A 21,263-nucleotide genomic window follows, 5' to 3' on the forward strand; every position below is an offset into this window, starting at 1 on the left:
TGGGGTGCGCGGCTTCTCCGAGAAGTCGCGCACCCCGAGCGCCTCCTAGCCCAGTTCGCTCAGCCGCTCCCGGTATTCCTCACCGCTGAGCTCGCCCCGCGCGTAGCGCTCCGCGAGGATCGTCCGCGCGCTCGCGGTCGGCGAGTTCCGCCGCGTCCTGCGCAGGATCGCGTAGATCGCCGTGACGATCAGCGACGCGATCAGCACCATCCAGATCAGGCCGAAGATCCAGAACGGTCCTCCGCCGTGCCCACCGGGTCCGTGCCCGGGGCCCCACTGCATCAGCAATTCGGTCACCATCACTGCTCACCTTCTTCGTCGGTGAGTCCAGGATCGGTGCCGGGGGAGCTCGGGACGTCGGGTCACGAGCGACACCTCCGCTACCGCCTGCGACGTAGTCGGGGACGGGATCGGTGCGCACGCAGCGCACCCGAGCGTGGAAAACCTCGGCCGTTCACCCCTGGTTGCCGCGTCGTTTCTTGCGATCACCAGCGCATCCGGGGTTTGGTGGGCGAGACGGTTTTGTCGCGTCACTAGGCGAGGAGCTCGAGTTGGACGCAGCTGAGATCGCAGGTCCCAAACCCATCATGGCCGGGCGCAGGCCGTGGGGCCCGCAACTGTCTGTGTACTTTTTCATCCTCGGGCCCTTCTTCGCCCTGGTCGCAGCCGTGCCGCTGGCGTGGGGATGGGGCCTGAACTGGTGGGACCTCGCCCTGGCCGCGGGCTGGTACCTGCTGACCATCCTCGGTGTGACGGTCGGCTACCACCGCTACTTCACCCACGGGGCCTTCCGCGCGAAGCGCTGGCTGCGCATCACCCTCGCCGTGGTGGCGAGCATGGCCGTGCAGGGACCGATCATGCACTGGGTCTCCGACCACCGCAGGCACCACGCCTTCGCCGACAGGGAGGGCGACCCGCACTCGCCGTGGGCGTTCGGCACCTCGCCGGCCGCGCTGGTCCGCGGGTTCTGGCACGCCCACATGGGTTGGGTGTTCGAACGCGACCTCACCAACCAGGAGCGCTTCGTCCCCGACCTGCTGGCCGATTCGGACATGCGCCTGGTCCACAAGCTGTTCGGCCCGCTGACGGTCGCGACCTTCCTGCTGCCCGGCCTGATGGGGTGGCTGATCACCGGAACCGCGTGGGGCGCGGTGACCGCGTTCTTCTGGGCAGGGCTGGTCCGGGTGGCCTTCCTGCACCACGTGACCTGGTCGGTGAACTCGATCTGCCACCTCGTCGGGGAACGGCCGTTCAAGAGCCGGGACAAGGCCGCCAACTTCTGGCCGCTGGCGATCCTGAGCATGGGCGAGTCCTGGCACAACCTGCACCACGCGGACCCGACCTGCGCACGTCACGGCGTCCAGCGCGGCCAGGTCGACATCTCCGCCCGGGTCATCTGGCTGTTCGAGAAGGCCGGCTGGGCGCACCACGTCCGCTGGCCCACCCCGACCCGCCTGTCCCGCCTCGCCGTCGGCGAGGACTGATCTCGGGAGTTCCGCGGGCCGGTGCGCTGGTGAGGTAGCGGAACCTCGTCAGCGCCGGGCGGACGTGCAGCGGATGCAGAGCTCGGCGGCCGGGAGCGCTTCGAGGCGCTCCTTGGTGATGCGCTTCCCGCAGCGCTTGCACTGGCCGTAGGTGCCGTCCTCGACGCGGTGAGCGGCCTCGTCGAGGGCTTCGAGCTCGGCCTTGGCGTCGGCCAGCAGGCCCTGCGTCTGGGCGCGCTCGTAGGCGATGGTGACGCCTTCGGGGTCGTGCTCGTCGTCGTTGGTGGTCCAGGTGGTGGACTCGACGATGGACGTGAGGTGCTTCTGCAGCGACTCGATTCGGTGCTGCACCTCGGTCTTCTGGTCGGCCAGGAGCTTCTCCGGCGACTTGCGCGCCATGCTCGGTCAACGCCGTCCGGCTGGGTTTATTCCGGTTCGGCGCCGGCGGGCACCGGTTCGGGGGCCGGTTCCTGCCGCTTGGCGCGGGACCGGGCCAGGCTCGCGACCGTGGTCACCGCCAGCGTGACCACGATGAAGCCGAGCGAGGCTGCGATGCCGATGTTCGGGACCGCGAAGTGGATCTCCTCCACGTGCGATCCGTGCAGCGCCTCGATGATCAGCTTGAGGCCGATGAAGCCGAGGATGACCGCCAGCCCGTAGCTGAGGTAGATCAGCCGGTCCAGCAGCCCGCCGATGACGAAGTACAGCTGCCGGAGCCCCATCAGCGCGAAGGCGTTCGCGGTGAAGATGATGAAGCCGTCCTTGGTCAGCCCGAAGATGGCCGGCATCGAGTCGAGCGCGAAGATCACGTTGGCCAGCCCGAGCGCCGCCACGACCAGCAGCAGCGGGGTGAACATCCGCTTGCCGTCGACGCGGGTGACCATCTTGCCGCCGTCGTAGGTGTCGGTCGTGGGCACGAACTTCTGCAGCGCGCGGATCATCCCGCTGCCCTCGTCGTCGGGCTCGTCGCCACCGGCGTCGCGAGCGACCTTGATCGCGGTGTAGATCAGGAACGCGCCGAACAGGTAGAACACCCAGTTGAACGCGCTGAGCACCGCCACGCCCGCCGCGATGCACGCCGCGCGCAGCACGAGCGAGATCAGGATGCCGATGTAGAGCACCCGGTGCTGGTGCTCGCGGGGCACCGCGAAGCGCGACATGATGATCACGAAGACGAACAGGTTGTCCACCGACAGGCTGTACTCGGTGACGTACCCGGCGAAGAACTCCGCGCCGCTGGTGGAACCGGCGAAGACGAACAGCAGCCCGCCGAAGATCACCGCGAGCGCGACGTAAAAGGCCACCCACAGGCTCGCCTCCTTGACGCCGACCGCGTGCGGTCGCCGCCCCACCACCAGCAGGTCTGCCGCGATCAGGCCGAGCAGCGCGACGAGCGTCACCGCCCACACCCACACCGGGAAGTTCATCCGCGTCCCCTCACACCGACAGCTGCACGCCCTGCCCCGGATCCGGACAAGTGCATGCAGAATACTGTATGGAAAACCGGACCCCGGGCGATCGTTGCGACAATCCCGGCGAATTCGGGCGGAAGAACACGCACATTGGTGCGGAAATCACAGCCGGGCGGGCACTTTTGGGGCACTAAGTCCGATTCATCCTCACCGGGGCCGTTATCCCGATCGTCCACACTGGACTCATGATCCCATGCGGGCCGGAATCCTCGTGCTCCGGTCACCCCGGGTCAAGGGGTCGTGGTCAGGACCGCGAACCAGCGCCCGTCGATCTCGACCAGCCGCCTGCCGAACCCGGCGGCCAGCGCGGAGATCGCGTCGGCACCGACCCTCGCCCAGCGGAACGCTCGTCCCCGTCCACCCGCACCGACGACCGTTCCGCTGCCGCGCCAGACGCCGGTACCCGGCGGTTCCACCTCGACCCAGGCCGCTCCCCCGGGCCGCAGGAGACCCCGCACCCGGCCGAGCAGAGCGGCCGGGTCGCCGCCGATGCCGATGTTGCCGTCCAGCAGCAGCACCTCACGCCACCCCCGCTCGCCCGGCAGCGGGCCGAACACGTCGCGGTGCAGCGCCATCGCTCCGGCGCGAGGGTCATCTCGACCGCCAGCGGCGAGCTGTCGATGCCCAGGCACATCACGCCGGTTCCGGTCAGCGCCGCCGCGAGCCTGCCCGGGCCGCAGCCGATGTCGAGCACCGGGCCCCGGCACGCGGCCAGCACGTGGCGGTCGGCGGAGTCGGGCTGGGCGATCCAGCGGTGGCCGGGCAGTCGGCGGATGCCGCCGTCGCTGGTCTCCAAGGTCGCCGCGGCACCGCTGAGAGCCGCGTCGAACTCACCGCTCACCGAGGGCACCCGGCCACCGCCGCGGCGAAACGGCCGCGCGGCACCAGCTCGGCCACCGCGCGGGCGTCGGGCATGGTGTCGACGTCGGTGAGTTCGGGCAGCTCGACGACGCGCAGGCCGGCCCCGCGCAGCGCGTTGAGCGTCCGCCTGCCGGTGTCCGGCCGGGACGTCGGGATGTCGGCGAGCAGCGCCGCGGCACGGGGATCGCGGAAGCCGATGGCCCACCAGCCCCCGTCGGTGGCGGGTCCGTAGACCGCATCGGTCGCGGCCAGCCTCCCGCAGGCGTCCCCGAGCAGCGCCGCGGTGACCTGCGGGGTGTCCATCCCGATCTGCAGCACCGGTGCCCCCGGCCGAGCAGCGGCGGTGTCGGCGTGCGCGAGTGCCAGCCGCTGCGGGAAGCCGTCACCGCGTTGCGGTAGCACGCGGCCCGCCGCGAGCGCGTCGCGCAGTTCAGGAGCCCGGGCGGCGAGGTCGACATCTCCGGTGAGGGCGACCACCGCGCGGGCCGCGGGCGTCGCACGCACGGCATCGAGCGTGTCCAGCAGGCTCGCCGCGGCGATCCCGGCGGCCTGCTCCGGCGTGGCCGGCGGGCACAACCGGGTCTTGGCGAGCCCGGCGACCGGCGCCTTGGCGACCACCAGCAGCGCGGTCATCGCAGCACCCGCGCCATGTCGCGGACGGCCCGCAGCGTGCCCCGCACGGATCCGGAGACCTTCGAGCGGGTTCCCGCTGCGCGGGGCCGGTACTCGACGTCGATCTCCACGATCCGCCAGCCCGCTCCACCGGCCCTGCTCAGCAGTTCGAGGGGATAGCCGAAGGCGCGGTCGGCGACACCGAGCTCCAGGAGGTCTGCTCGGCGAACGGCTCGCAGCGGAGCGATGTCGTGAACCGGCACCCCGCGTCGGCGCAGCAGGGCGGCGATCAACGCGTTGCCCGCCCGCGCGTGCAACGGCCAGGCACCGGGCGCGGCCGGGACCCGCCTGCCGACGGCCAGATCCGCCCCGCGACGCACCTGCTCGACCAGCTCCGGCAGCACCGCCGGGTCCAAGGAGCCGTCGCAGTCGGCGAAGCACACGATCTCGGAGCGCGCGGATTCGAGGCCGGTGTGCACGGCGGCGCCGTAGCCGCGGCGCGGTTCGGCGAGCACAGTCGCACCGCGGGCTTCAGCGATGTCGGGCGATCCGTCGCGAGATCCGTTGTCCACCACCAGCGCCCGGTATCCAGGAGGCAACGCCGCGAGCACTCCGGGCAGAGCGGCGGCTTCGTCGAGGCAGGGCAGCACCACGTCCACTTCGTCCACGAGGATCATGCAAGCGCACAGTGGACGCACCGAAAAGAGCTGCGGCGCTTACCGAATCCTTACGCCGGAAGAGTTGTTACGAGGTTCTGACGGATCGCCGCGATCCGTTGGCGGCCGGTGGGCGCGCGACTACCTTCGCGGCGGTGCCCACCCTGCCCCGACGCGCCGAGCCGATCGCGTTCGCCACCGCCGCGCTGATCATCGCCGGCACGGCGGTCGCCGGTCACCTCCTCAACCGAGCCGGTGTCCCGCTGCACGCCGACGGCGCCCCGCTCTTCGGCTTCTGGCATCCCCACGTCGGCCCTGGAACGCCGCTGGCGATCGGTCTGGCGATCGCGGTGGTCGCGTGGGGCCCGCCGCTGGCGGCACGGCTGCCGTGGCGAGGCCTGCTCGCGGCCGGCTACGCGGCGGCGCTGGGCTGGACGGTGTCGCTGGCACTGGTGGACGGGTGGCGCGCGGGAATCACCGAGCGGCTCACCGACTGGACCGAGTACCTCCACGACGTGCCCCGCGTGCACGACATCCCGATGATGCTCGGCGAGTTCACCCACCACGTGCTCGCCGGTCAGCCCGGGTCCTGGACGGTGCACGTCTCGGGACACCCACCGGGCGCCCTGCTGGTCTACACGTGGCTGGACCGGCTCGGGCTCGGCGGCGGCACCTGGGCGTCGGTGGTGACATTGCTGGTGGCCTCGACGACCGCGGTCGCGATCCCGGTGACCGTCAGGGCGCTGCGCGACGAGCGCGCGGCGCGCGCTGTGGTTCCCTTCGTGGCGCTGTTCCCCGGTGCGGTGTGGATGGGCGTCTCGGCCGATGGGCTGTTCGCCGGTGTCACCACGGCCGGCATCGCGCTGCTGGCCCTGCGCCGCGCGGTGCCCGCTCTGCTCGGCGGGCTGCTGCTGGGCTTCGCGCTGTTCCTCAGCTACGGACTCGCGCTCGTCGCCGTGCCCGCGCTCGCCGTGGTGCTGGCCCGCCGGTCGTGGAAGACCGTCCTGATCGCCGCGCTCGGCGCGCTGATCGTCGTGGGTGCCTTCGCCGCGGCCGGGTTCTGGTGGGTCGACGGCTACCACCTCGTGGTCCAGCGCTACCACCAGGGCGCATTCGCCCAGCGGCCCTACACCTACTGGGTGTTGGGCAACATCGGCGCCTTCCTCCTGTCCGCAGGCCCGCTCGCCGCGATCGCGCTGACCGCCGCGATCTCACCGCGGGCCACCGCCTCGGACCGGTCGAGCGCTGCGGTGGCAGGTGTCGACGCGCTGCGGATGCTGGTGATCGCCGCAGCGGTGGCGGTGCTGGCCGCGGACCTGTCGGGTTTGAGCAAGGCCGAGGTCGAACGGATCTGGTTGCCCTTCGGGGTGTGGTTCGCTGTGGGAGGTGCCCTGCTGCCCGCCGGTTCGCGGCGCTGGTGGTTGGGCGCGCAGGCGGTGACCGCGCTCGCGGTCAACCACGCGATGGCGACGAGCTGGTGATCAGGATGCGGGAACAGGCCGGGCGCGTGCTCGTCGTCGACGACGACCACGCGGTGCGCGACGTCGTCCGCCGCTACCTGGAGCGGGCCGGTTACCAGGTCGATCTGGCCGGTGACGGTGAGACCGCCCTGCGCAGCAACGCCGAGCTCAGGCCGGACCTCATCGTGCTGGACCTCATGCTGCCGGGCATCGGCGGCTTGGAGGTGTGCCGCGAGGTGCGCGCGAGCCGACCGGTTCCGGTGGTCATGCTGACCGCGCTGGGCGAGGAATCCGACCGGGTCGCGGGACTGGAGCTGGGAGCCGACGACTACGTCGTGAAGCCCTTCAGCCCGCGAGAGCTGGTGCTGCGCGTGACCTCGGTGCTGCGACGCGCCACCCACGCCCCGCCCGCGATGCAGGAGTCCGTCGTGGACGGCTCCCTGGTGCTCGATCCGGACGCCCGCCGCTGCACCCTCGACGGCGTGGAGCTGGCGCTGACCACCCGCGAGTTCGACCTGCTCGCGCACCTGATGCGCAACCCCCGCAGAGCGTTCACCCGTGCCGAGCTGCTGGAAACCGTGTGGGGCTGGAACTTCGGCGACCAGTCCACCGTGACCGTCCACATGCGACGGTTGCGCGAGAAGATCGAGCCGAGACCCGAACGCCCCCACCGGATCAGCACCGTGTGGGGCGTCGGCTACCGCTACGACCCCGAGGCCGGCTGATGGACCTGCTCACCGAGCTCACCCACGTCGCGCCGTACGCGATCGGCCTGTCGCTGCCGGTGGCGCTGATCGGCGCCGGGCTCCTCTACCTGCTCCGGCACCGGTCGCTGGTCACCGCGCTGACGGTGCTGGTGCTGGTGCCCCTCGTGGCGACCATGGCCGGCGTCCTCGGGATCACCGGGTTCATGTTCGGCCCGCTGCTGACCACCGTGGTCGTCATCTGCACCGCGGTCGGGGTGATCACCGTCCCGGTCGCGGTCGTGCTGGGGCGCAACATCGCGCGCCGCAGCGTGTGGGAACGCGAGGCCCGCGCCCGCGAACGCGCCGCCGAGGCCTCCCGCCGCGAGCTGGTGGCCTGGATCAGCCACGATCTGCGCACCCCGCTGGCCGGGATCCGCGCGATGGCCGAGGCGCTGGCCGACGGCGTGGTCGACGAGCCCCGCGAGATCTGCTCCTACGCGGGCCGGATCCAGGGCGAGACCGAACGGCTGTCGAGCATGGTGGACGACCTCTTCGAGCTCTCCCGGATCACCGCCGGCGCGCTGCACCTGGAGTTCGCCGCGGTACCGCTGCACGACGTCGTCAACGAGGCCGTCGCCGCCGAGCACTCGCGCGCGCAGCGGCGCGGCGTGCGGCTGGCCACCGGGACCGAGGAGTGGCCGGTGGTGACCGGCAGCGACCCGGAGCTCGCGCGGGTGGTGCGCAACCTGCTGTCCAACGCCATCCGGCACACCCCGGCGCGCGGGTCGGTGGTGCTCACCGCGGGACGCGACGGCCGCCAGGCGTGGCTGCGGGTCGACGACGGGTGCGGCGGCATCGACGCCGCCGAGCTGGAGCGGGTGTTCGACGTCGCTTACCGAGGTGATCACGCGCGCGGGGACAACGAGCACGAACCGGCCGGGGCCGGGCTGGGGCTGGCGATCGCCCGCGGCCTGGTGCAGGCCCACCACGGGGAGCTCAGCGCCCGCAACCACGGCCCCGGGTGCCGGTTCGAGGTCCGGCTACCGCTCGCCGACGGCTTCGCGTAGCGGGGCGTCGGCGAACTCCCGCACCCCGTCGGCGAACGCGACCGAGGCGCGGAACCCGAGGACTCGGTCGGCCTTCGCCGGGTCGGCGACGATGTGCCGGACGTCGTTGGGCCGCGCACCACCGACCACCTCCGGTGCCGGACCACCGCAGGCCAGCGACAGCTCCCGGGCGAGGTCCCCGATCGTGCGGGGTCGTCCGGAGCAGATGTTGACCGCGTCCAGCTCTCCCGGCGGCGCCTGCGTTCCCACCGCGGCGAGGTTGGCGGCGGCGACGTCCCGGACGTGCACGAAATCGCGCCGCTGACCACCGTCCTCCAGCACGGTCGGGGCCTCGCCCCGCTCCAGGGCGGAGCGGAACAGCGAGGCCACACCCGCGTACGGGGTGCCGCTGGGCATCCGCGGGCCGTAGACGTTGTGGTAGCGCAACGCCCTCACGTCTCCCCCGGTCTGCCGGGCCCAGGCCGCAGCGAGGTGTTCCTGCGCGAGCTTGGTCGCCGCGTAGGTGCTGCGCGGGTCGAGCACGGCGTCCTCGGGCACCGACTCGGATTCCAGGGGTTCGCCGCAGCGCGGGCACGGCGGCTCGAACCTGCCTGCGCCGATGTCCTCGGCACGACGCTGGCCGGGCCGGACCAGGCCGTGCTCGGCGCAGCGGTAGCGACCTTCGCCGTAGACCACCATCGAGGACGCCAGCACCAGCCGCCGCACCCCGGCCTCGTGCATCGCGGCGAGCAGCACCGCGGTCCCGAGGTCGTTGTGCGCGGCGAAAGCGGGCATGTCGGAGGGATCGACGCCGTGCCCGACCATCGCCGCTTGGTGGCAGACCAGGTCCACGCCGCGCAGCAGCTCGCGCACCAGCTCCGCGTCCCGCACGTCGCCGCGCACCAGCGGGTGCCGGGTCTCGGGCTCGACGCCGTGCGCCTGAGGCAGCAGCGCGTCGAGCGCGACGGTCTCGTGGCCGTGGGCGGTGAGGGTGTCGGCGATGGCCGAACCGATGAATCCGGCAGCGCCGGTCAGCAGAATGCGCACGCCCCGACGCTAGGTCCGACACGATCTGGACCAGTCCGAGCAGACCGCGATGTCATCCTTCCGCAAGAACTTTCAGCTCTCTTACGCACAGCTCCCGGCACTGGCCCCCGGCGGTGAAGCGAGCTCGAATGGACCCATGACTTCGCTCTCCCACGGCCGTGCGGTCGTGATCGGACTCCTCGCGGCCGGTTCGGCGCTGGCGGCCGGGCACCTGGTGGCCGGCTTCGGCGATCCGCGCACCTCGCCCCCGGTCGCCGTCGGCGGCGCCTTCATCGACCTGGTGCCACCCGGCGTCAAGGAGTTCGCGGTCGCGGTCTTCGGCACCGCCGACAAGCTCGCGCTGATCGTCGGGATGGCACTGGTCATCGCCGCGCTGGGCGCGCTGGCAGGGCTGGTCTCGCGGCGCTCGGTGCTGCCCGGCGCTCTGGTGATCGGCGCGTTCGGGCTGGTCGGGGTGGTGGCGGCGCTGAGCCGTCCTGAGGGAGGTGTGGCGCCCGCGCTGGTCTCGATGATCGTCGGGGTCGGCGTGTTCGCCGTGCTGCACCACCTCGGACGGGGTCCGGCGGCTCCCAGCGCCGAGATCGAGCGTCGTCGTTTCCTGGCCACCTCGGGCCTGGTCGTGGTCGGAGCCGGGTTGGCGGGGATCACCGGCAGCTCGCTGTCGAAGGGATCCGGGGTGGCCACCTCGCAGCGAGCCGTGGCCGCCCGGTTGCCGAAGGTGCCCGCACCACCGATCCCCGCCGGCGCGGACTTCGTCGCCGACGGCACGCCGAGCTTCATCACCCCCAACAGCGGCTTCTACCGGATCGACACCGCCCTGGTCGTTCCGCAGCTGCGCGCCGAGGACTGGCGGCTGCGCCTGCACGGGATGGTCGATCGCGAGCTGGACCTGTCGTTCACCGACCTGATCAACCGGAGGCTGGAGTCGCGCACCATCACGCTGGCGTGCGTGTCCAACGAGGTCGGCGGCAACCTGATCTCGACCGCCAACTTCGTCGGCGTCCCGGTCCGGGACCTGCTGCTGGAGGCGGGCGTCCGGCCGGGAGCGCAGCAGCTGCTGACCACCAGCACCGACGGCTACAGCGCGGGCACCCCCGTCGACGTGCTGCTGGAACCGGACCGGGGCGCGCTGCTGGCCTTCGAGATGAACGGCGAACCGCTGCCCGCACGTCACGGGTTCCCGGTCCGCATGGTCGTTCCCGGTCTCTACGGCTACGTCTCGGCGACGAAGTGGCTGGTCGACGCCGAGGTCACCACTTTCGACCGGCCGGCCTACTGGCAGCAGCGCGGCTGGTCCCAGCAAGGCCCGATCAAGACCCAGTCGCGCATCGACCGGCCGCAGCGAGCCGCCCAGATCCCGGCCGGCCCGGTCACCGTCGCCGGCATCGCGTGGGCGCAGCACACCGGCATCGACGCCGTGCAGGTGCGCGTCGACGGCGGCCCCTGGCAGTCCGCCGAACTGGCCACCGAGGTCGGCCGCGACACCTGGCGCATGTGGCGGGCCACGCTCGAACTGCCCACCGGCGACCACGTCGTGCAGTGCCGCGCCATCGACCGCGACGGGGTCCCGCAGATCGAAGCGCGCCAAGGCGTCGTGCCCGACGGCGCGACGGGCCTGCACGAGACGACGTTCCGGTGCGCGTGACCGGCATCACTTCCGTTGGACATGGGCGCTCGAGCTGAGCAACCGTTCAGTGCGGAACTCGTGTGAGGGGAGCGTGCGGTGGCCGACGGCGGGACGGGCATTTTCAAGTCGGTGGACGACGTCGTCGAGAAGCTGGCCGAGACCGGCTACCTGGCTTCCACGGCCGTGGCCACGACCGTGTTCCTCGCCGACAAGCTCGGGAAACCGCTGCTGGTCGAAGGTCCCGCGGGCGTCGGCAAGACCGAGCTGGCCAAAGCGGTCGCGACCGTCGCCGACGCGCGACTGGTGCGGCTGCAGTGCTACGAGGGCATCGACGAGGCGCGGGCGCTCTACGAGTGGAACCACGCCAAGCAGCTGCTGCGCATCACCGCGGGCCGGGACGAGACCTGGGACGAGGCCCGCACCGACATCTTCAGCGAGGAGTTCCTGCTCGCGAGGCCGCTGCTGACGGCGATCAGCGGCGAGGAGCCGACGGTGCTGCTCATCGACGAGACCGACAAGGCCGACGTCGAGGTCGAAGGGCTGCTGCTGGAGGTGCTCAGCGACTTCCAGGTGACGGTTCCCGAGCTCGGCACCGTCAGCGCGTCGCAGCGCCCGTTCGTGGTGCTGACCTCCAACGCCACCCGCGAGCTGTCCGAGGCGCTGCGGCGCCGCTGCCTGTTCCTGCACATCGACTTCCCCGACGCCGAACTCGAGCAGCGCATCGTGTCGCTCAAGGTCCCGGGCCTCGACGAGGCGCTGGCCGGATCGGTCGTGGAGGTGGTGGGCGCGCTGCGCGGGATGCAGCTGCGCAAGTCCCCGTCGGTGGCCGAGACGATCGATTGGGCCCGCACGCTGCTCGCCCTCGGCGCGGACACCCTCGACGAGGACGTGGTCCGCGACAGCCTCGGCGTGATCCTCAAGCACCAGGAGGACGTCCGCCGGGCCGCTGAGAAGCTGGTCGTGCCATGACCTTACCGTCCCGGCTCGTCGGGTTCGCCGGAGCGTTGCGGGAGCAGGGCCTTCGCATCGGACCGGGCGAAACCGTCGACGCGGCAGCGGCTCTGGAAGTGCTCGGGATGTCCGACCGGGAACGCCTCCGCGAGGGACTGGCCGCCGCTCTGCTGCGCGCCGACGGGCAGCGCACGGTCTTCGACGCCGCGTTCGACCTCTACTTCCCGAACGGCGTCGGCACACCGGAGAGCGCCCGCAACGACGAGGACGCCGATCTCGACCAGCGATTGGTGCAAGCCCTGGCCGGGGACGACTCGGGGGCGTTGACGCAGCTGGCCGGGGAGGCGGTGGACGCGCTCGGCGGCTTCGGGAGCGCGGAGGGCCCGCAGGGCTGGTCGGCGCACCAAACCCTGGAACGCCTGCAGCCGCAGACGCTGCTCGCCCGAGTCCTCGCGGCGATGCGCGGTGAGTCGGAGGAGGACTTCACCGACCGCCTCGACCGCGACGAGATCCGCCGCCGCATCGACGGTTTCCGCGATCGCGTCCGCACCGAAGCGCGCCGGCGTTCCGCCGAGCTGCGCGGCACCGACCACGTCGCCAAGCACGCCATCGCGCCCAGCGCCGACCAGGTCGACTTCCTCAACGCCGGGCGGGATCAGCTGGCCGAGCTCCGCCGCGCCGTGCAGCCGCTGGCCCGCAAGCTCGCGACCCGCATGACCGCCCGCCGTCGCCGCGCGAGCCGCGGCAGCATCGACCTGCGCCGCACGCTGCGCCGCTCGCTGTCCACCGGCGGGGTTCCGCTGCACCCGGCGCACGCCCACCGCCGTCCGGCCAGACCCGAGATCGTGCTGCTGTGCGACGTCTCGGGGTCGGTCGCCGGGTTCGCCAACTTCACGATGTTGCTGGTGCAGGCCCTGCGCGATCAGTTCAGCAAGGTCCGGGTGTTCGCGTTCGTCAACCGCACCGACGAAGTGACGCGGATGATCGAGCCCGGTGCGGCCGATCCCGCCGAGCTCGGCCGCCGGATCCTCACCGAGGCCACCGTCACCGGCTGGCACGACAGCAGCGACTACGGCAACGCGCTGGCCGAGTTCGCCGAGCACCACCTCGACGCGATCGGCCCGCGCACCTCGGTGCTGATCCTCGGTGACGCCCGCACCAACGGCTGGAACCCCAACCTCGACGCGCTGCACGACATCAAGGAGCGCGCCCGGCGGGTCTTCTGGCTCAACCCCGAACCCGAGAGCCGGTGGTCCACGGGCGATTCCGCGGCCCACGCCTACGCGCAGGTCGCCGAGATGCACGAGTGCCGCAACACCCAGCGGCTGACCCACCTGGTCTCGACGCTCATCCCGGTCTGATCACACCGCGGTCGACTCCCGCACGTGGCCGGTGAGGAAGCGTTCGAGGGTGGTGGCCAGCGCGATCGGGGTCTCGTCGATCGCGTAGTGCCCGGCGTTGGGCAGGACTTCGAGCTCGCAGCGCGGATACCACTGCTGGAAGGTGGCTTTCATGGCCTCCTCACCCAGCGCCGGGTCGTTCTCGCCGACGATCACCTTGACCGGCACCGGGTTTCCCTCGATCTCGGTGTGGAAGTCGGCCTTCGCCCAGGCGTGGAGGTAGTCGGCGACGGCACCCGGGTCGGCGTGCTGCCGGGAGTGCTCGACCATCGCGTCCAGCCAGACCTCGGTGAGCCGGTTGCCGGTGGTCAGGTCGATGATGGCGCGGCGGTTGCCGAGGTCGTCGGCGGCACCGGAGAACAACGCCCACGCCTGGTCGTCGAAGGGCACGCCCGAGGCCGGAACCGGCGAGATGCCGACCAGCGCGTCGACCCGGTGCGACGCGTCGGCCAGGACCCGCTGCGCGACCGCACCGCCCATCGAGTGGCCCACCAGCGAGAAGGTGTCCAGCCCGAGCCCGTCCGCGAGCGCGACCACGTCGCCCGCGGCCTCGGCCAGGGTGTGCTCGCCCGGCTCGTCGATGCGCGCACCGTAGCCGCGGTAGTCGGGGAAGACGTAGCGGAACCGGCTCGTGTCCAGGTGCGGGTGCAGAACCCGCCAGGACGCGGCCGAGCCGAACCAGCCGTGCAGGGCGATGACCGCGTGCTCGCCGTCGCCGATCTCCTCGTGTCCGACGCTCATCGGTGTCCTTCCGTTCGATCGCCGACGCGGTGCGCCGTGCCTGCGGGTGAGGGGAGGTCGAGCGCTCCGGTTCTCCACCGCGGCGGGCGGGCTGCTCGTCGGGTTCCAGCGGCGCGAGTCCTCCCACCCCTGAGGTGGACTTTCGCGTCGCTGCGGCGATCACCGGGCGGGTCGCAGCGTAAGCGGGGTCACACTCCGTGGTCAATCGCCTGCTCAGGGCCTGTGTGCGGGACGGGACCCGCTCAGCGCGTACATTTGGGCGGAGGCGTGCCTGGGCACGCGGACATCGTTGGTGGTCCCGGGCGGGGCCGAGAAGCACCGAGAAGGTTGGTCGGGTGGTAGTCCCCACGGCTCCTGCGCAGGACGTCGCGCAGCCGGATCGCCGCACTCCTGGACGACGGGCCGCTTGGGCGTTGCGCCTGGTCGCGGTGATCGCCGCCGGATTCGCCCTCTACGCGGGCTCACCGCCGCGCGAGGCGTGGTGGGTCGCTCCCCTGGCGTTCGCCGTCCTGGCCGGCGTCGTGAGCCGCCGCAGGGCTCGCGCGGGCTTCGGCTACGGCCTGGTGTTCGGCTTCGCGTTCCTGCTCCCGCTGCTGGGCTGGCTGCAGGACTTCCTCGGCGCCGACTTCGGACCGTGGCCCTGGCTGGGCGTGGCCGCCGTGGAGGGGTTGTTCATCGGCCTCGCCGGAGCCGGGATGGCGCTGGTCAGCAGGCTTCCCGCAGCTCCGGTGTGGATGGCGGCGGTGTTCGTCACCGCCGAGTCCGTGCGCTCGGCGTTCCCGTTCGGCGGTTTCCCGTGGGGGCGGCTGGCCTTCACCCAGGACACCGGCCCGCTGCTGTCGCTGGCCGCGATCGGCGGGGCGACGCTGATCTCCTTCGCGGTCGCCCTGGTCGGCGGCGGTCTTGCCGAACTGGTCCGCGCCCCCCGGCGCTGGGTGGTCCCGGTGGTGGCGATCGCCGTGCCGCTGCTGGGCGGGCTCGCCTGCTGGCCGCTGGTGGGCACCGATGCCAACGCGGGAACCGCGCGCGTGGCCATCGTGCAGGGCAACGCGCCCAACCTCGGTCTCGGCCTGCTCTACGAGGACGACGTGCTGCACGACAACCACGTCCGCGCCGCTGAGAAGCTCGTCGAGGACGTGCGCACCGGGCGCGTCGCCAAGCCCGACTTCGTGCTGCTGCCCGAGCAGGTGGGCAGCTGGGGCCCGGCGCGCAGCGACCCGGAGCTCTCGGCGATCGCCTCGCGGCTCGGCGTTCCGCTGATCGTCGGCGGACTCGGGCAGGATCGCGACGGCCGGCTCCACAACCAGGTCGTGCGCTGGGACCCCAACACCGGCTTCGGCGACCGGTACATCAAGCAGCACCTGGTCCCGTTCGCCGAGACGATCCCGATGCGCGAGGTCGCCCGGCTGGTCAGCCCGTTCGTCGACCGCTTCCAGTCGGACATGATCGCCGGGGACGACCCCGGCGTGATCGACGTCGCGGGTCTGAAGCTGGGCGTGGGCATCTGCTACGACGTCGCCTACGACGACGTCTTCGGCCCGGCCGCCGCCGACGGCGCCACGCTGCTGGCAGTGCCGACCAACAACGCCTGGTACGGGCATTCGGAGATGAGCTACCAGCAGCTGGCGATGTCCCGGCTGCGCGCGGTGGAGACGGGCCGCGCGGTGGTGGTGGGAGCCACCAGCGGGGTCAGCGCCGTGGTGGCGCCGGACGGTTCGGTGTCCGAGCGGACCGAGCTGTTCACCGAGCAGAACCTGATCGCGGAAGTGCCCCTGCGGGCGAACCGCACGCTCGCCACCGAGCTCGGTTCGGTCCCGATGTGGACTCTGGTGGTGCTGGGGGTGGGCGCGGTCGCGGCCGCCGGGTGGCGGTCGCGGAAGTCCCGCGCCTGATCGACGGAACGAGCGCACGGCCGGCCCGGGTGGCCGGCTAGGAGGATGTGCATGGTGAGGCAAGCCCCGGCCGAGAAGGTGCTGGTGGTGATCCCGACCTACAACGAGCGGGACAACCTGGAGCCGATCGTGCGGCGGCTGTTCGACGCGCTGCCCGAGGCGAACGTCCTGGTGGTCGACGACGGCAGCCCGGACGGGACCGGTGAGGTCGCCGACCGGCTGGCCGTCTCCGACGATCGGCTGCACGTCCTGCACCGCACCGAGAAGGCCGGTCTGGGGGCCGCCTACGTCGCGGGGTTCGAGTGGGCGCTGGCCCGCGACTACACGGCGATCATGGAGATGGACGCCGACGGTTCGCACGCCCCGGAGGACCTGCCGCGGCTGGTCGGGATGCTCGGCGACAACGGCACCGGAGCGGACGTGGTGCTGGGGTCGCGCTACGTCACCGGTGGCCGGACGGTGAACTGGCCCTGGTACCGGGAGTTCCTGTCCCGCGGCGCGAACGTCTACTCGAAGCTGGCGCTGGGCGTGCCGATCAACGACATCACCTCCGGTTACCGCGTCTACCGCAGGGAGGTCCTGGAGACGGTCCAGCTGCACAACATCGCTTCGCAGGGCTACTGCTTCCAGGTCGACCTGGCGCTGCGCGCGGTGGTGGCGGGATTCGTGGTGGTCGAAGCGCCGATCACCTTCGTGGAGCGCGAGCTCGGCGCCTCCAAGATGGACGCCGACATCGTCAGAGAAGCCCTGGTCCGGGTGACGAAGTGGGGCCTGCGCCGCAGAGCGGAACAAGCAGCGGGAACGGTGCGAGGCCTCCTGCCCTGACCTCAGGCGAGCACCGGAGGTGTCTCCTCAGTTCCCCGAGCGAGCAAGCGGCACCGCCACGCAGCAGGACCACCGGGCACTTGCCGGTAGGAGCCCAGGCACACGTAAGCGCCCGAGCAGAGCCCGGGCGCTTGCCATGTGATTAGAACGAACTACCGCCCGCGACGGGTGCGCAGCAGCTCCAGTCGCTCATTGAGCAGTTCTTCCAGTTCCGGGATCGTGCGCCGCTCGAGCAGCATGTCCCAGTGGGTGCGCGGTGGCTTGACCTTCTTCTGCTCCGGCTCGTTGCCGTCGATGATCTTGGACTCGTTGCCGTGCAGGCGGCATTCCCAAGTCGGCGGGACCTCGGCGTCGTCGGAGAAGGGCACCTCGAACTCGTGGCTCTTGGGGCAGGCATAGCGCACCGTCCGGCGCGGTGCGAGGTCGTGGTTACGGTCGGTCTCGTAGCTGACAGCTCCGAGCCGGCTGCCACGCAGAACGCGGTCGGCCATGACGGTTCCTTTCCCTTCGGCCCGGGCAGGAGGCCCGAGCGTTTGTGCTCACCGTGTGCAACGACGGAGTACCCGTCGTCTGTTCCCGGTGTCGTGTTGCTGATCGCCGTCGGTGACATTGTTCACCGGTCAACAACGGCTGTCCTCCTAGAGACGCGGCTGAGCCGCGTTCGTGACGCGTTCTCCCGTAGCAATCTATAGGTGGGTTCGAACGGGTGATAGTGCCAGATGCTGGGTCACCATCACCAAGCAGGACCCGGGATTGTTAGTCATTGTGGGATGCAGATCACGACCCGTACGGCCGATCTCTGATCCGCTGTGTGACTGCTCGTAGTGCCATGCTCCTCCCCGTGACCACGACGCAGCGTACTGGCATATTCCGAATGCGCGGATTCCCCAGCATCCCTAGATCACCAGCATGGAGCAATGCCCGCTCGCTCGCGAGGCGAACACGCCTGACTACTCTGCGCGCACGACCTAGAGCAGTTCCGGTGGCCGGTTGCCCACCGCCTCGATCGCCCGTCGGACCGGCACCAACGCGACCAGCACCAGCCCGACGGCGAAGAAGATCACCAGCGAGATGATGGCCAGCCGGAAGGACCCGGTCGCCTGACCGACCCCGGCGAACACCAGCGGTCCCAGCCACGACGTCGAGCGCTCCCCCACCTCGTAGAGCGAGAAGTACTCGGCCTCGCGGCCTGCCGGGACCATCTGGCTGAACAACGAACGAGAGAGCGCGTTGGTGCCGCCCAGCACCATTCCGATTCCCACGGCCAGCCCGTAGAACTGCATCTCCTGGCCTGCCTGCACGAAGTAGGCCGCCACCAGCACCAGCAGCCAGGTCGCGAGGCTGACGAGGATGGTCTTCTTCGCACCGATGCGGCGAGCCAGCACGCCGTGCAGCACCCCGCCGACGAACGCGATGAACTGGACGATCAACAGGGTCACGATCAGCGAGTCCTGCGGCAGCTTGAGCTCCAGGCTGCCGTACTGGGCGGAGACCTGGGAGACGGTCGAGATCCCGTCGGTGTAGATCCAGTAGGAACCCAGGAACGCCAGCGTGAGCGGGAAGTGCTTGGCCTCGCGCAGCGTGGTGAACAGCTGCTTGAAGCCGGCGGTGACCGCCGCGGCCCCCTTCTCACCGCGCTCGGGTGCGTGGTGCCTGCGCAACGCCGTCAGCGGCAGCAGCGTGAACGCCGCCCACCAGATGCCCGAGGAGAAGAAGATCAGCCGCACCGCCGCGGATTCCGACAGGCCGACGGCGTCGTGGCCGAGGTAGATGACCAGGTGCAGCGCCAGCGCCGTGCCTCCGCCGAGGTAGCCGATCGCCCAGCCGCGGGTGGAGACGTTGTCGCGCTCGTCGGCGTCGGCGATCTCCGGGAGGAACGAGTAGTACACGACGATCGAGGCGCCGAAGCAGATGTTGCCGATGATGAACAGCACCACGCCCAGCTGCCAGTTCTGCCCGGCGACCAGCGCCAGCAGGCCGGTGGTGATCGCACCGCCGAAGGCGAAGATCGCCAGCATCATCCGCTTGCTCTGGGTGCGGTCGGCGATCGCACCGGTGATCGGCAGCACCAGTACCTGCACGACCGTGGCCACCGACAGCAGATATCCCCACAGCGATCCGGCCGGGAATGCGAGGCCGAGGATCGAGATGTCGCAGTTGACCAGGGAGTTGTCACCCGCGCAGGCGTTCAGCCCGTTGCGCGCGACATCGGCCTTGGCCGCGTCGGTGGCCACCGAGGTCAGGTACAGCGAGAGGAAGACCGTCGTCACCGATGTCGGGAAGACCGAGTTCGCCCAGTCGTACCAGCACCACCCGCGCTGTTCCCGGCGACGCTGCGCGGCCCCCGATGCCGCTTCGCTGTCCATCACGCTCATTCCGTTCGGTCCTCCGCGGAGTGGATCACTCGATTGGAGGCACCCTACTGGCTAGACGATCGTCGGCGAGACGCACTCGTGCACGTTCGGCGGAACTTCTTCCGGTTAGCCCGGCGCGAGTTCGCCCTCGGGCTCCCGCAGCAAGTCGTTCAGCAGGTCAGGGCGGTCGGTGACCAGCCCGTCCACGCCCAGTTCCAGCAACCGCCGCATCTCCGAGGGCTCGTCGACGGTCCACACGTGAACCTCCACGCCCCACCGGTGCGCCGAAGCCACGAACCGCTCGTCGACGACCTCCAACCCCTTGTGCCGCGTCGGCACCTGCACGGCGGCTCCCCGGATCGGCCTGCGGCCACCTCGCCGGGCCCCGGTCGACGGCAGCCGCGACAGGAGCGGAAGGCGGGACCACGCCCAGAGAGCGGCGACGCCGCGTTGCCCCGCGGAGGTCAGGAGCCTGGGGCCGCCGACCTTGCGCAGCAGGTCCAGGCGCCGGTCGTCGAAGGAGGCGAGGCACACCCGGTCCCAGGCGTTGTGCCTGCCCAGGGTCCGCAGTACCGGGCCAGCGGCGCTGTCGGCCTTGACGTCGACGTTGAACAGCAGGTCGGGGAACTCCTCCAGCGCGGCGTCGAGGCTCGCGACCTGCTCGCGCCCGCCGATCCGCGCCCGGGACACCTCCGAGAACGGCAGGCGCGCGATGGCACCGGCCCGATCGGTTGTGCGCTCCAGCGAAGCGTCGTGGTGCACGACGACCACGCCGTCACCGGTCGCGTGCACGTCGGTCTCGACGTAGCGGTAGCCCTCATCGGCGGCCGCCCGGAAGGCGCTCAGCGAGTTCTCCATCTCGGCCAGCTCGCCCAGGTGCCAGCCGCGATGCGCGAAGGCGCGCGGCCACGGCCCGTCCAGGAAGGGGTGCGTCACGTCCAACACTGTGCCCCACGCGCATGACGGCTCGGTGTCCGGCCGGTGACGTCGGAGTCGGCGTGGCGACACCACCAAGATCACCGGCATTGACTAACGTGATCAGCGTGGAGAACTCCGTCGAGCCCACCCGGCGTGCTCGCCAGGTGCGCCACTGCGCTTGGTGCGGCAGGCGCGTCCCCGATTCCGGACGCCAAGGCAGGCCGCGTCTGTACTGCGCACAGGCTTGCCGGCAGCGCGCCTACGAGCGCAGGACGGCGGTGCAGCGCGGTGGGCTTCCCGAGGATTCGGTGGTGCTCTCGGCCGCCGAGCTCGCCGACCTGCAGGACCGGCTCTTCCAGCTGCGCTGCGCGGCCGAGGACGTGGTGACCGCCGTCGACGACAGTGCCGACCAGGCCGAGCTGCGCAAGCTCGCCTCCCAGGTCGTGAACGTCGCCGCCGAGCTCGAGCGCCTTCGCTGAACGACCCAGCACCACCCGGCCGGCCCGGTGCTGCTCCCCCTAGCCTGGGGCGAACGGAGCATTGTGCCTGCCTGCGCGGGTGGCAAGATGAATTGATCCCCGGTGGCGAGGAAACGACGGTGCCCGCACGTCCCGAGGTCCGCGGCTTGCGCCGCGTCGACCTGCTCAGTCCCGATCCGATGGCTGCTGCCATCTTCTACCGGGTCGTGCTCGACTGGTCGCCGGTGGCGGTCCAGGCCGGCGTGGACTGCTGGGTGGGAAACCGGCGCTGCGCCTTCATCCGCACGCCTCGCGCCGATGAAACCACCGGTTTCCGCCTGGTGTTCGCCGGCGCCCCGATGGACTGCTCGCTGACCGGCCCGGACAACGCGCTCGTCCAGGTCACCAAGGGGCGGGCTCAGCACGGTCCGCAAGCACCGGAGCCGCGGCCGGGCGAGCCCTGCTGGGCCGAGCTGGCGACCACCGATCCGGACCGCGCCGACGCGTTCTGGACCGACACGCTGGGCTGGACCGTGAACGGCGCGACCTACCTCTCCGCCGGACGCGCGATCGCCGGACGCACCGAGGCGACCGCCGGCCTGGGCTGGCTGTGCTACTTCGCGGTGACCGACCTCGACGAGGTCGCCGGGCACGCGGCCGAACGCGGCGGCGAGGTCCAGCGCGTCGACCACCCCGCGCTGGGCAAGACGATGCTGCTGACCGACGAGTCCGGAACCCGCATCGGCCTCGCCGAGACCCGTTCCTGGGGCTAG

At 71.2% G+C, this 21,263-nt stretch carries 22 protein-coding genes; 11 read left to right on the forward strand and 11 right to left on the reverse strand.

All coding sequences use genetic code 11. From position 1 onward, the window contains the following. Positions 1-45: 45 nt before the first annotated feature. Positions 46-300, reverse strand: coding sequence for an SHOCT domain-containing protein (locus FHU35_RS29755; protein WP_246109992.1), 255 nt, complete (start codon positions 298-300; stop codon positions 46-48). 287 nt (positions 301-587) lie between these two features. On the opposite strand from FHU35_RS29755, the gene FHU35_RS00725 reads away from it, so the two are divergent. Next, positions 588-1,484, forward strand: a complete 897-nt coding sequence (locus FHU35_RS00725; RefSeq protein WP_145737869.1) for an acyl-CoA desaturase — start codon at positions 588-590, stop codon at positions 1,482-1,484. 48 nt (positions 1,485-1,532) lie between these two features. Here FHU35_RS00725 and FHU35_RS00730 read toward each other — a convergent pair whose 3' ends face one another. The 5 genes from FHU35_RS00730 to FHU35_RS00750 all read right to left on the reverse strand — a co-directional run bounded on the left by FHU35_RS00730 (position 1,533) and on the right by FHU35_RS00750 (position 5,106). Beyond that, positions 1,533-1,883 carry a TraR/DksA family transcriptional regulator gene (locus FHU35_RS00730; protein ID WP_145735683.1) on the reverse strand — a complete coding sequence of 117 codons (351 nt, stop codon included), beginning with the start codon at positions 1,881-1,883 and terminating at the stop codon, positions 1,533-1,535. Positions 1,884-1,909: 26 nt separating this feature from the next. Continuing rightward, entirely contained in the window at positions 1,910-2,911 is a 1,002-nt protein-coding gene (locus FHU35_RS00735) for a TerC family protein (protein ID WP_145735685.1), read from the reverse strand. 275 nt (positions 2,912-3,186) lie between these two features. Further along, a complete protein-coding gene (locus FHU35_RS29760) occupies positions 3,187-3,531 on the reverse strand; it encodes a hypothetical protein (protein WP_246109993.1) in 345 nt (114 codons plus the stop codon). Positions 3,532-3,793: 262 nt separating this feature from the next. Then, a complete protein-coding gene (locus tag FHU35_RS00745) occupies positions 3,794-4,450 on the reverse strand; it encodes a TIGR04282 family arsenosugar biosynthesis glycosyltransferase (RefSeq protein WP_145735687.1) in 657 nt (218 codons plus the stop codon). Continuing rightward, the gene (locus tag FHU35_RS00750; protein ID WP_145735689.1) at positions 4,447-5,106 is read right to left on the reverse strand and encodes a glycosyltransferase family 2 protein; all 660 of its coding nucleotides are present in this window, start codon (positions 5,104-5,106) and stop codon (positions 4,447-4,449) included. The genes FHU35_RS00745 and FHU35_RS00750 overlap by 4 nt, the downstream gene beginning before the upstream one ends. Before the next feature lie 134 nt (positions 5,107-5,240). Here FHU35_RS00750 and FHU35_RS00755 point away from each other — a divergent pair, with 134 nt between their 5' ends. The 3 genes from FHU35_RS00755 to FHU35_RS00765 are packed head-to-tail and all read left to right on the forward strand — an operon-like array spanning position 5,241 to position 8,298. Continuing rightward, positions 5,241-6,566, forward strand: coding sequence for a hypothetical protein (locus tag FHU35_RS00755; protein WP_145735692.1), 1,326 nt, complete (start codon positions 5,241-5,243; stop codon positions 6,564-6,566). A gap of 5 nt (positions 6,567-6,571) precedes the next feature. Beyond that, positions 6,572-7,270: a response regulator transcription factor gene (locus FHU35_RS00760; RefSeq protein ID WP_145735694.1), complete on the forward strand. Its 699-nt coding sequence runs from the start codon at positions 6,572-6,574 to the stop codon at positions 7,268-7,270. Continuing rightward, a complete protein-coding gene (locus tag FHU35_RS00765) occupies positions 7,270-8,298 on the forward strand; it encodes a sensor histidine kinase (RefSeq protein ID WP_145735696.1) in 1,029 nt (342 codons plus the stop codon). The genes FHU35_RS00760 and FHU35_RS00765 overlap by 1 nt, the downstream gene beginning before the upstream one ends. Here the strand turns inward: FHU35_RS00765 and FHU35_RS00770 are convergent. After that, a complete protein-coding gene (locus tag FHU35_RS00770) occupies positions 8,272-9,324 on the reverse strand; it encodes an NAD-dependent epimerase/dehydratase family protein (RefSeq protein WP_145735698.1) in 1,053 nt (350 codons plus the stop codon). The genes FHU35_RS00765 and FHU35_RS00770 overlap by 27 nt on opposite strands. 136 nt (positions 9,325-9,460) lie before the next feature. Here FHU35_RS00770 and FHU35_RS00775 point away from each other — a divergent pair, with 136 nt between their 5' ends. From FHU35_RS00775 to FHU35_RS00785, 3 genes are all read left to right on the forward strand, one after another. Continuing rightward, the gene (locus tag FHU35_RS00775) at positions 9,461-10,969 is read left to right on the forward strand and encodes a molybdopterin-dependent oxidoreductase (RefSeq protein WP_145735700.1); all 1,509 of its coding nucleotides are present in this window, start codon (positions 9,461-9,463) and stop codon (positions 10,967-10,969) included. A 78-nt stretch (positions 10,970-11,047) separates the two neighbouring features. Further along, positions 11,048-11,920, forward strand: coding sequence for an AAA family ATPase (locus FHU35_RS00780; protein WP_145735702.1), 873 nt, complete (start codon positions 11,048-11,050; stop codon positions 11,918-11,920). Beyond that, the gene (locus FHU35_RS00785; protein WP_145735704.1) at positions 11,917-13,263 is read left to right on the forward strand and encodes a vWA domain-containing protein; all 1,347 of its coding nucleotides are present in this window, start codon (positions 11,917-11,919) and stop codon (positions 13,261-13,263) included. The genes FHU35_RS00780 and FHU35_RS00785 overlap by 4 nt, the downstream gene beginning before the upstream one ends. Here FHU35_RS00785 and FHU35_RS00790 read toward each other — a convergent pair whose 3' ends face one another. Then, on the reverse strand, positions 13,264-14,043 hold the full coding sequence (locus tag FHU35_RS00790) for an alpha/beta fold hydrolase (RefSeq protein ID WP_145735706.1): 780 nt from the start codon (positions 14,041-14,043) through the stop codon (positions 13,264-13,266). It lies immediately after the preceding gene. Positions 14,044-14,378: 335 nt separating this feature from the next. Here FHU35_RS00790 and lnt point away from each other — a divergent pair, with 335 nt between their 5' ends. Next, the gene (gene lnt, locus FHU35_RS00795; protein WP_246109994.1) at positions 14,379-15,935 is read left to right on the forward strand and encodes an apolipoprotein N-acyltransferase; all 1,557 of its coding nucleotides are present in this window, start codon (positions 14,379-14,381) and stop codon (positions 15,933-15,935) included. Positions 15,936-15,986: 51 nt separating this feature from the next. Then, a complete protein-coding gene (locus tag FHU35_RS00800) occupies positions 15,987-16,760 on the forward strand; it encodes a polyprenol monophosphomannose synthase (RefSeq protein WP_246109995.1) in 774 nt (257 codons plus the stop codon). 152 nt (positions 16,761-16,912) lie between these two features. Here the strand turns inward: FHU35_RS00800 and FHU35_RS00805 are convergent, their stop codons facing one another. The 3 genes from FHU35_RS00805 to FHU35_RS00815 form a co-directional block, all read right to left on the reverse strand. Continuing rightward, positions 16,913-17,251, reverse strand: a complete 339-nt coding sequence (locus tag FHU35_RS00805; protein ID WP_145735711.1) for an RNA polymerase-binding protein RbpA — start codon at positions 17,249-17,251, stop codon at positions 16,913-16,915. A 477-nt stretch (positions 17,252-17,728) separates the two neighbouring features. Continuing rightward, the gene (locus FHU35_RS00810) at positions 17,729-19,135 is read right to left on the reverse strand and encodes an MFS transporter (RefSeq protein ID WP_145735713.1); all 1,407 of its coding nucleotides are present in this window, start codon (positions 19,133-19,135) and stop codon (positions 17,729-17,731) included. Between the two features lie 105 nt (positions 19,136-19,240). Further along, positions 19,241-20,056, reverse strand: a complete 816-nt coding sequence (locus FHU35_RS00815; protein ID WP_246110146.1) for a glycerophosphodiester phosphodiesterase family protein — start codon at positions 20,054-20,056, stop codon at positions 19,241-19,243. Positions 20,057-20,157: 101 nt separating this feature from the next. On the opposite strand from FHU35_RS00815, the gene FHU35_RS00820 reads away from it, so the two are divergent. Both FHU35_RS00820 and FHU35_RS00825 read left to right on the forward strand, forming a co-directional pair. Continuing rightward, on the forward strand, positions 20,158-20,511 hold the full coding sequence (locus FHU35_RS00820; protein ID WP_246109996.1) for a hypothetical protein: 354 nt from the start codon (positions 20,158-20,160) through the stop codon (positions 20,509-20,511). Between the two features lie 119 nt (positions 20,512-20,630). Then, positions 20,631-21,263: a VOC family protein gene (locus FHU35_RS00825; RefSeq protein ID WP_246109997.1), complete on the forward strand. Its 633-nt coding sequence runs from the start codon at positions 20,631-20,633 to the stop codon at positions 21,261-21,263.

The sequence above is a fragment of the Saccharopolyspora dendranthemae genome (assembly GCF_007829955.1).
Lineage (GTDB): Bacteria > Actinomycetota > Actinomycetes > Mycobacteriales > Pseudonocardiaceae > Saccharopolyspora > Saccharopolyspora dendranthemae.